13 protein-coding genes are annotated in these 9,761 nt (G+C 71.6%); all 13 read right to left on the reverse strand.

What is annotated here, in order from left to right; genetic code table 11:
• Positions 1-103: 103 nt before the first annotated feature.
• The gene (locus tag JWN97_RS10470) at positions 104-1,069 is read right to left on the reverse strand and encodes a DUF2332 domain-containing protein (protein WP_297622132.1); all 966 of its coding nucleotides are present in this window, start codon (positions 1,067-1,069) and stop codon (positions 104-106) included.
• A gap of 29 nt (positions 1,070-1,098) precedes the next feature.
• Positions 1,099-1,503: a DUF6886 family protein gene (locus JWN97_RS10475; protein ID WP_297622134.1), complete on the reverse strand. Its 405-nt coding sequence runs from the start codon at positions 1,501-1,503 to the stop codon at positions 1,099-1,101.
• A gap of 1 nt (position 1,504) precedes the next feature.
• A complete protein-coding gene (locus JWN97_RS10480; RefSeq protein WP_297622137.1) occupies positions 1,505-2,203 on the reverse strand; it encodes a GNAT family N-acetyltransferase in 699 nt (232 codons plus the stop codon).
• Entirely contained in the window at positions 2,193-3,131 is a 939-nt protein-coding gene (locus JWN97_RS10485) for an RluA family pseudouridine synthase (RefSeq protein WP_297622139.1), read from the reverse strand. Before JWN97_RS10485 ends, JWN97_RS10480 begins: the two co-directional genes overlap by 11 nt.
• 7 nt (positions 3,132-3,138) lie before the next feature.
• Complete coding sequence (gene lspA / locus JWN97_RS10490) at positions 3,139-3,696, reverse strand: signal peptidase II (RefSeq protein ID WP_297622140.1); 558 nt, start codon at positions 3,694-3,696, stop codon at positions 3,139-3,141.
• Complete coding sequence (locus JWN97_RS10495; RefSeq protein WP_297622142.1) at positions 3,669-4,613, reverse strand: TraR/DksA C4-type zinc finger protein; 945 nt, start codon at positions 4,611-4,613, stop codon at positions 3,669-3,671. Before JWN97_RS10495 ends, lspA begins: the two co-directional genes overlap by 28 nt.
• Positions 4,614-4,777: 164 nt before the next feature.
• Positions 4,778-5,497: a DivIVA domain-containing protein gene (locus JWN97_RS10500; protein ID WP_297622144.1), complete on the reverse strand. Its 720-nt coding sequence runs from the start codon at positions 5,495-5,497 to the stop codon at positions 4,778-4,780.
• 104 nt (positions 5,498-5,601) lie between these two features.
• Complete coding sequence (locus JWN97_RS10505) at positions 5,602-5,898, reverse strand: YggT family protein (protein ID WP_297622146.1); 297 nt, start codon at positions 5,896-5,898, stop codon at positions 5,602-5,604.
• A 14-nt stretch (positions 5,899-5,912) separates the two neighbouring features.
• Positions 5,913-6,398, reverse strand: a complete 486-nt coding sequence (gene sepF / locus JWN97_RS10510) for a cell division protein SepF (RefSeq protein ID WP_297622147.1) — start codon at positions 6,396-6,398, stop codon at positions 5,913-5,915.
• 61 nt (positions 6,399-6,459) lie between these two features.
• Positions 6,460-7,155: a YggS family pyridoxal phosphate-dependent enzyme gene (locus JWN97_RS10515; protein ID WP_363321279.1), complete on the reverse strand. Its 696-nt coding sequence runs from the start codon at positions 7,153-7,155 to the stop codon at positions 6,460-6,462.
• Positions 7,152-7,841: a polyphenol oxidase family protein gene (locus tag JWN97_RS10520; protein WP_297622149.1), complete on the reverse strand. Its 690-nt coding sequence runs from the start codon at positions 7,839-7,841 to the stop codon at positions 7,152-7,154. The genes JWN97_RS10515 and JWN97_RS10520 overlap by 4 nt, the downstream gene beginning before the upstream one ends.
• A 3-nt stretch (positions 7,842-7,844) precedes the next feature.
• The gene (gene ftsZ, locus JWN97_RS10525; protein WP_297622150.1) at positions 7,845-9,053 is read right to left on the reverse strand and encodes a cell division protein FtsZ; all 1,209 of its coding nucleotides are present in this window, start codon (positions 9,051-9,053) and stop codon (positions 7,845-7,847) included.
• Between the two features lie 209 nt (positions 9,054-9,262).
• Positions 9,263-9,761 (reverse strand): FtsQ-type POTRA domain-containing protein (locus tag JWN97_RS10530; RefSeq protein ID WP_297622151.1); only part of this gene is annotated, 499 nt, incomplete at its 5' end.

Raw genomic sequence — 9,761 nt, forward strand, 5'->3', positions numbered from 1 at the left:
GAGCGTCGCTGACGAGTCAGCAGTGCCGCAGCGGGCACTCGGAGGGGAAGGAACGTCAGCCTACGTCAGTGTGCCGGGCCCCTCCGACAAGACGCGCCACGGCTCAGGAGAGCCAGTCGATCGCGTGGCCGTGGCCGTGGCTCGCGGCCACCGCGACGCCGTCCAGGGCGGTCACGAAACGCCCCGAGGGCACCTCCCGGCCGACCAGGACGTCGGGCAGCACCCGCCGGCCCTCGTTGCTGATCCACCGGCAGCGCCCGGTCGCCACCAGGTCGGTCATCAGCGCGTGGAACCGGCGCCGGTCGGGCTCCTCGAGGTAGGCGATCACCGCGGAGTGGAAGACCACGGGCGTGCCGTGCGGCGCGGCCTCCTCGAGCAGGTCGCCCAGGTGGTCGAACAGGTCGCCGGCGCGCAGCGCGGGCGGGTCCTGGCGTGCGACGTCGACCGCCGCGCGCAGTCGCCGTCGCCGCTCGTCCTGCTCGGGCCAGACCAGGTTCTCCAGCCACGCCATGGCGTCGGGGTCGGACACGTCGAGCGGGTTGAGGTCGACGCCGCCGCGCCAGGCGACCCGCGGATGGGCCGCGGGGACCGGCAGCGGCCCGGTGGCGTCCGCGGTCAGGACGGGCCCACCGCTCCCCCGCAGCCCGCCCACGGGCGGCCACGCGTAGTCGTAGCGGTCGGGAAACAGGCACAGCCCGGCACTGGCGCCCACCTCGATGAGGGCCAGCGGGCCCTCGACCAGGCCCATGACGGGGACGAGCGTCGCGAGCCGGCCGACCTCGTTGGTCTGCGTCGCCCGCGCCATGACGGTGGCCCGGACCTCGGCCTCCTGCTCGAGCAGCACCCGGCGCACGCCGTCGTACGGACCGGGCGCGGGAGCGCCGTGCCAGCGGGCGGCGGCGAGGACGAGGTTGGGCTGGCGCTTGATCGGGGGCAGCGTGCCCAGCCAGGCCAGCACCTCCGGGTCCTCGGTGACCTCACGGGCCCAGGCCTCGAAGCACGGCGAGTCCCCGGCGGCGTAGGCCGCGAAGTCGCGGTACTCCTCGATCACGTCGTCGTAGAGCAGCACGCCGCCATCCTGCCCCAGCCGCCCGCCGGTCAGCGACGGGTCGTGAACGGGCCCCGCGGCCCCACGCCGGCGTTGCCCATCCGGATCGCGGAGAACTCCAGCGCCGGCTCCACCTCGCGGACCCGCGCGAGGTGGTCGCCGAGGTCGGCCAGGACGCGCAGCTCGATGTCGTGCTCCTCGTGGAGCCCGAGCAGGTCGTCCACCTCGACCGGCGGTCCCAGGGGCGCGACCGGGCGGGTGGCCACGTGGGCGTGGGGCCGCTCGCCGAAGGGCTCGAGGTCGTCGGCCGGGAACCGGTAGCACGGAGCGTTGAGGGCGTCGACGGTCCAGACGTAGGCCGCGGGCTGCTGAGCCGTGGCCGCCACGTGCGGCGCGAAGTGCCGGATCGAGGGGTCCTCGCTGAAGTGGAGCAGCTCCCCGGGAGGCGGCAGCACGTCAGCGGGAGGCGTCGAGGGACTGGGCGATGATCACGTCGACGATCCGCGCGACGCGCCGCTCCCCCAGCTCCGGGACCACGGCGGCCACCCGCCGGGCGATCTCGGCCTCGCGGTGGGGGTCGCGCTCAGTGGTGGGCTTCACCGACTGCACCGCCCGCGTCAACGCCGTACGCCGCGCGAGCACGTCGCCGAGCACGAGGTCGGCCTCGTCGATCAGTCCGCGCAGGAAGGCCAGCGGGTCGGGCCCCGGCCACGCCACCCGGATGTCGGGAGCGTGCTCCTCGTTGCCGGATCCGTCGGTGCGCTCGAGCTCCAGGCAGCCGTGGCGCCGGTAGAACGCGCGGGCGGGCGCGTTGGACTCGAAGACCCACAGGCAGAAGCCCTCGGGCCGGTGCGCCGAGACCGTCTCGAAGAGGGCGGTGCCGACCCCGTGTCCCTGGTGGTCGGGGTGGACGTAGAGGTCGTCGAGCCAGGTCGGCGTCCACCGGGCGTAGCCCGCCACCTCGCCGCCCAGCGCGGCCACCCACACGTCGTACGACGTCAGGTCCCAGCTCGAGACCCAGGCGCGCACGTCGTCGTCGCCGTGGACCCCCGGCGGGAACGCGTCGCCGGCGGACCGACGCGCGGCCAGGTGGATCTCGGCGATGGCTGGGAGGTCCGCGGCCGTGGCCGGGCGCAGGGCCAGCTCAGTGCTCATCACGGATGACCTCGAGCGCGTGCGCGAGGTCGTCGGGGTAGGTGGACTCGTAGACGACGTGGTCGCCGCTCTCGGGGTGCTCGAAGCCGAGCCGCATGGCGTGCAGCCACTGGCGTTCGAGCCCGACCCGCTTGGCGAGCGTCGGGTCGGCGCCGTAAGTGAGGTCGCCGACGCACGGGTGCTTGAGCGCACTCATGTGGACCCGGATCTGGTGCGTGCGGCCCGTCTCGAGGTGGACCTCGAGCAGGCTGGCGAACCGGTGGGCCTCGAGGGTCTCGTAGTGGGTGATGCTGTGGCGGCCGTCGGCCATCACCGCGAACTTGTAGTCGTGGTGGGGGTGTCGCCCGATCGGGGCGTCGACGGTGCCGGTCAGCGGGTCGGGGTGTCCCTGGACCAACGCGTGGTAGGTCTTGTCGACCGTGCGGTGGCGGAAGGCGTTCTTGAGCACGGAGTAGGCGCGCTCGGACTTGCAGATGACCATCACGCCGCTCGTGCCGACGTCGAGGCGCTGGACGATGCCCTGCCGCTCGCTGGCCCCGCTCGTGGAGATCCGGAACCCGGCGCCGGCGAGGTGGCCCACGACGGTCGGCCCGTTCCAGCCCGGCGAGGGGTGCACGGCGACGCCCACCGGCTTGTCGATCACCACGATGGCGTCGTCGTCGTGGATGATCCGGATGCCCTCGACGATCTCCGGCTTGACCTCCAGCGGGTCGCTCTCGGCGGGGATCGTGACGTCGAGCATCGAGCCCGCGTGGACCCGGTCGCTCTTGCCGACGCTGCCGCCGTCGACCTGGACCAGGCCCTGGGAGATCAGGTCGGCGGCCCTAGTGCGGGAGAAGCCGAACATGCGGGCCATCGCCGCGTCGACGCGCTCGCCGGCCAGGCCGTCGGGCACGAGGACGGTGCGCTGCTCAGCGTGGGTGGTCATCGGCGGCTCACGACTCGGGCTGCGACTCGCGGCTGCCGTCGAGGGCGACGCCACGGAAGGTCTGCAGGATGATCAGGCCGGCGGCGACGTTGATGCACATGTCGGCGACGTTGAAGACCGGCCAGTTGGGGAGCATCAGGAAGTCCACCACGTGGCCGTGGAACGGCTCGGGCTGACGGACGATGCGGTCGGTGAGGTTGCCGCCGACCCCACCGAGCAGGAGCCCGAGGGCCAGCGCCCACCCCGTGCTGCCGACCCGCCTGCTCAGCCACAGCACGACCACCACCGCCACCATCGCGAGACCGGTGAAGAGGATCGTGAAATCGGTGCCGGTGCTGAACGCGGCGCCGGGGTTGAAGGTCAGGTGGAAGGTGAACCAGTCACCGAGCACCGGGATGTCACCGTCGGCGAGCGACGCGAGCGCCCACTGCTTGGACCCGAGGTCGGCGGCGTAGGCGAGGAGGGCGATGCCGGCGAAGACCAGCCGGGTGTCGACGCGTCGACGAGCCGGGACCTGGTCGACCTGGTCGCTGGAGTTCAGCGACGCTCCTCGCGCTGCTTGCATGACATGCACAGTGTGGCATGCGGCACCGCCATCAACCGATTCTTGCCGATGGGGTTGCCGCAGGAGTCGCAGACGCCGTAGGAGCCGTCGTCGATGTGTGCCAGGGCGCGGTCGATCTGCTCGATGGCCTCGCGCTCCTTGGCCAGCACGGTGAGCTCGTGGTCACGCTCGAAGCTGGTGGCTCCCACGTCGGCCTGGTCCTGCCCGGCACCGTCACCGGCGTCGCGCATGAGACCTGCCAGCTCCGCCTCGGCCTGTCCCACCGACGTGGCCAGGCGCTCCCGGTGCTCGCCGAGCTCCTTGACCACCTCGTTGACCTCAGCGCGCGTCCAGGGGTCCTCACCCTCGAGGACGACGAGCCGGGCGGGGGTGGCCTTGCGGAGTGTGGCCTTCTTGGCCGGAGCCGCGTTCGTCACAGCGGTTGCCTTCTTCGCAGGAGCAGAGGTGCTCGGGGCGGTCTTCTCGGCCGGCTCCGTCTTCGCAGCCGGAGCGGCCTTCGTGGCTGGTGCGGCCTTCGTGGCCGGTGCCTTCTTCGCGGCGGGAGCCGCCTTCTTGGCGGCGGGGGCTGCCTTCCTGGCGGCGGGGGCTGCCTTCTTGGTGGGTACGGCCTTCTTGGCCGGTGCCTTCTTCGCTGCCGGAGCTGCCTTCTTGCCCGGCGCCGTCTTCGCAGCCGGAGCGGCCTTCTTCGCCGGTGCCTTCTTCGCCGATGCGTTCTTCGCCGGCGCGGCCTCCGCGACCGCCTTCTTCGCGGCCGGGGCCGCCTTCTTGGCAGGGGTCTTGGGGGCGGCCTTGGCGGAGGCCTTCGCAGTCGCTTCGGCGACCGGGGCGTCCTTCGCCGACGAGCCGCGCCGGCCGAACACCTGCTTGGCGGCGGCGGCAGCCGAACCGGCCAGGGACTTACGCGTACTGCCAGCCATCTCCGAGGGCCTCCAGCCATGCATCGGGTGTGGCGAGAACCACACGGTGGCAGGGAGGGTATCCGGTGGCGGGGGCCGAACCAACACTGGCCCGCCGAAATGCGAGAACGGTCGACCTCACGGTCGACCGTTCTTGCTCTTCACTGCGGTGCGCGGAGCTCGAATCAGCCCTCGTCGTCGCCGAGGACCGAGCGCAGGCGCTTGGGGCCGGGGCCGCTGTCGACCGGCGCCTGGCTCTCCGCCCCGGTGGACAGCGCCTCGAGCTGCTGGGTGAAGTAGGTCTTGAGGCGGGAGCGGTACTCGCGCTCGAACTGACGGAGCGTCTCCACGTCGCTGTTGAGCTTGTCGCGCTCCTTCTCCAGGTCACCGAACATCTGCTGGCGACGCTCGGCGGTCTCGGAGTCGAGCATCTGCGAACGCTGGCGGGCGTCGGCCTCCATGCGGTCGGCCTTGGTCTTGGACTCAGCCTCGAGGCGCTCGGCCTTGGTGCGGGCGGCACCGACGATGCGGTCGGCCTCGTTCTTGGCGTCCTCGACGAGCTCGTCGGCGTTGCGCGTGGCGATCTCGAGCAGACGCGCGGCGGCGTTCGAGGCCTCGGCGATGTTGCCGACACGCGGCGCGGGGGCGGCAGCCTCCGGCTCCGGCTCCGACTCGGCCTCGGGAGCCGCCGGGGCGAAGGACACGGTCGCAGGAGCCGGCGTCGACGCGCCGCCGGACTGTGCGGCGGACAGCTTCGACCGCAGGTCTTCGTTCTCCTTGGTGAGGCGCGCAAGCTCGGCCTCGACCTCGTCGAGGAACTGGTCAACCTCGCCCATGTCGTACCCCTCACGGAGACGAACAGGTGTAAAGCGCTTGTTGCTCACGTCCTCAGGCGTCAGCGGCATGACCTCACCCAAACTTTCACGATCGATATCACGGTGGCTCTGCTGTCAGGAGACAATAGCGCCCGGCGCCGCACGGGGCACAGTGACCCGTGGGACGGATGGTTTCAGCCGAGGCCGAAGACGGTCCTGACCACGCTGAGCAGCAGCCATGCTGCCACCATCACGAGCAGGAAGCTCAGGTCGAGGGCGACCGAGCCGATGCGCAGCGGGGGCACGACGCGACGCAGCGCCACGATGGGCGGGTCGGTCGTGGAGTAGACACCCTCGAGCGCCACGAGCAGCGGCCCGCGGGGTTCCCACTGGCGTGCGAACACCTGGACCCAGTCGACGATGAACCGGATCCAGAGCATGGCGATGAAGAAGTAGAGGATGTAGTAGAGCGTCCAGCCAAAGATTTCCACGAGTGAAGTATGGATCAGCTCTGGTTGAAGAAGCCGTCCTGGGCCATCCGCTCCTTGTCCTCGGCCGCGACCGTGACGTTGGGCGGCGAGAGGAGGAAGACCTTGTTGGTGACCCGCTCGATCGTGCCGCGGGTGGCGAAGATCAGGCCGGCGGCGAAGTCGACGAGACGCTTGGCGTCGTTGTCGTCCATCTCGCTGAGGTTCATGATCACGGGCGTGCCGTCGCGGTAGTTCTCACCGACGAGACGGGCCTCGTTGTAGTTGCGGGGGTGCAGGGTGGTGATGCGGCTCAACTCGGCCACGACTCCCGTCTGGACCGAGGCCGGACGACGGCGCTCGGCGAGGTCGGACACAGGGGCAGGGCGTCGGTCGCGAGCGACCGGACGCTGCTCGACGGCATCGTGGGTCGAGGTCTCCCTGTCGCCGTCGTAGTCGTCGTAGTGGCCGGTGTCCTCGAGCAGGCCGAGGTACTCGCCGATCTTGCGCATCGCGCCGCTCATGAGACTTTTCCTCCGCTAGACCCGGCGCCCGGGATCGGGCGCCTGTTGACTGTTGTGGACATTACTGGACCGCAGGCCTCGGACCGAGGACCGCGGAGCCGACACGCACGTGTGTCGCACCGTGGGCGATGGCTGCCTCGAGGTCGCCGCTCATCCCGGCGGACAGCACGGTGGCCTCCGGGTGCTCGGCCAGGAAGTCGCGCCGGATCCCCGCGAGCCGTGCGAAGGCCCGCTGCGGGTCCTCACCGAGTGGTGCGACCGCCATCAGGCCGCGCAGCCGGAGGCGGTCCGCCTCCCCCACTCGCCGGGCGAGCTCGGCCAGGTCGGCGGCATCGGCGCCCGATCGGTGGGCGCCCGGCGGGTCGAGGCTGACCTGGAGCAGGACGTCGACGTCGTGCCCGCGTGCGTGGGCGCCGCGCGAGAGCGGCCCGACCAGCTTGACCCGGTCGACGGACTCGACCACGTCGGCGTAGGTCGCGACGGCGCCGGCCTTGTTGGACTGCAGTCCGCCGATGAAGTGCCAGCGCAACCCGAGGTCGGCGCACTCGGCCGCCTTCGCCTCGGCCTCCTGGTGGCGGTTCTCCCCCACGTCGGTCACGCCGAAGTCGGCGAGCAGCCGCACGTCGGAGGCGGGGAAGAACTTGGTGACGACGACGAGCGAGACCTCGCCCGGATCGCGTCCGGCCGCCTCGCACGCGGCGCTGATGCGTCGTCGTACGACGTCGAGGTTCGTCGTCAGCTCGTCGGCGCGCGTCACGAGAGCCACACCAGGCCGGCGAAGCGTCCGGCGGCGGACCCGTCGCGACGGTAGGAGTGCAGCCCCTGCTCCTCGAGGGTGCACCCGCCGACCTCGAGGACCTCGACGCCGACGCGCTCGAGCTGGGCGCGGACCCCTGCGCCGACGTCCACGGAGGGGGTGCCCCACGACGTCTCGGCGTACGCCTCGGGGACGACGGCGCTGACCTCGGCGCGCATCTGCTCGGGCACCTCGTAGCAGGACCCGCACACGTGCGGTCCCAGCCAGGCGACGACGTCGGAGGCCCCCTGCTCGCGCATCACCTCGACGGCGCGGGCGGCGATGCCGAGGACCATGCCGGGCCGCCCGGAGTGCACGGCACCCACGACGCCGGCCTCGACGTCGGCGAGCACCACCGGCACGCAGTCGGCGACCCGCACCATGAGGCCGAGGCCCCGGGTCGTCGTCACCAACGCGTCCGCGGTGGGCGCCTGTCCCAGCGGCACCGGGGCGTCGACCAGCAGCACCTCGTCGCCGTGGACCTGGGAGGCCCGGGCGAGCGGCACACCGACCTCGCCCTCGAGCCGCGACAGCACCTGCGGGAAGTCGTCCTCGAGCCCCTGGAGGTCGAGGGAGGAATCGGTGAAGGCGACGTCCACCCGGAGCCGGGAGACGTCGCCCTCACGAGAGTCGCGGAATGCGAACATGTGCTACTTCAGGAAGTCGGGCACGTCCAGCTCGTCGTCGTCGAACTGCACCTGCCTGGCCGGCTGCGACTTCACCGGTGCCGGCGCGGCGTCGGCGCTGGACGGGGACGACGGGTTGAACGTGGTGGGTGCCGCGGGCGCCGACCCGCTGGACGCGGGTGCCGGCGCCTTGGTGGCGAGCTGCTGAGCAGCCGCCCGGGTCTGCTCCTGCGTCTGCGCCGGCGGGTTCTGGCGCAGCACGTTGCCGTCGGAGCGACGCTTGGGCATCCCGCCGTCGAAGCCGGCGGCGATGACGGTCACCCGCACCTCGTCACCGAGCGCGTCGTCGATGGTGGCACCGAAGATGATGTTGGCCTCGGCGTGGGCGGCCTGCGAGACGAGCGCGGCGGCCTCGTTGATCTCGAAGAGCCCGAGGTCGGAGCCACCGGCGATGGAGAGGAGCACGCCGTGCGCGCCCTCGATGCTGGCCTCGAGCAGCGGGCTCGACACCGCCATCTCCGCGGCGGCGACCGCGCGGTCCTCGCCGCGGGCCGAGCCGATGCCCATCAGGGCGGAGCCGGCATTGGCCATCACGGACTTCACGTCGGCGAAGTCGAGGTTGATCAGGCCCGGGGTGGTGATGAGGTCGGTGATGCCCGAGACACCCTGCAGCAGGACCTGGTCGGCCTGCTTGAAGGCGTCGAGGATCGACACGCTGCGGTCGGTGATCGAGAGCAGCCGGTCGTTGGGGATCACGATGAGGGTGTCGACCTCCTCGCGGAGCTGGCTGATGCCCTCCTCCGCGGCGTTGGCGCGCCGACGTCCCTCGAAGGCGAACGGCCGGGTGACCACACCGATGGTCAGGGCACCCAGGGAGCGGGCGATGCGGGCCACGATCGGCGCGCCACCGGTGCCGGTGCCGCCACCCTCGCCGGCGGTCACGAAGACCATGTCGGCGCCCTTGATGACCTCTTCGATCTCGTCGGCGTGGTCCTCGGCGGCGCGCGCACCCACCTCGGGGTTGGCGCCGGCACCGAGCCCGCGGGTGAGCTCGCGGCCGATGTCGAGCTTGACGTCGGCGTCGCTCATGAGGAGCGCCTGCGCGTCGGTGTTGATCGCGATGAACTCGACGCCCTTGAGTCCGACCTCGATCATCCGGTTGACGGCGTTCACGCCGCCGCCACCGATGCCCACGACCTTGATGATGGCCAGGTAGTTCTGCGCTGCTGCCACGGCGGATTCGCCCTTCGCTGATCGTGTCCGGGTGCGGACGGATGGGGTGGTGCTGGCCTGTCGCTGGGGAAGCGGCGCGATGTCCGAAACCGTAACCCTGAACCTGAGGGTTATAGTTATGTCAACCTCGCCGTGGTGAAGACACTAGGCAGAGGGAGTCCGGGAATTGCGGCGACACGCCCACCCGGTCACGAGCACCGAAAGTTTCGTCAGGGGGTGCCGGCGGTGGTGGGCTGCCCGGGGACGCTCACGTCGTAGGTGCGCGCCGGCCGGTGGAGCAGCGCCGCGAGGACGCGGGCCTTCTCCCCCGACTCCTCCGCGCTCCCCCACACGACCACCCGGCCGTCGCGGAGCACCAGCTCGATCTGGTCGACGGTCTGGACTTCGACGTGGTCGACGATCCGCGCCAGGTCCGCGGGCAGGGCGGCGATGACCTTGGCGGCCTCCTCGAGCGCGTCGCTGCGGGTCTCGGTGGAGGTCTGCACGTGCGGCAGGCCGGGCGGGGCCTGCTGGTAGTCGCGGAAGACCACGCCGTAGGCGTCCATGCCGCGGATGCGTCCGCCGATCTCGACCACGGCGACCGCGACCCGCTCCACCACGGTGATCTGCACGTGGTCCGGCCATTCCCGGGTGACGTCGGCCGAGCGCACCCCGGCCAGCGACTCGACCCGGCGCCGGATCCCGTCCAGGTCGAGGCGCGCGAGCGGC

The organism is Nocardioides sp. (assembly GCF_025965415.1).
GTDB lineage: Bacteria > Actinomycetota > Actinomycetes > Propionibacteriales > Nocardioidaceae > Nocardioides.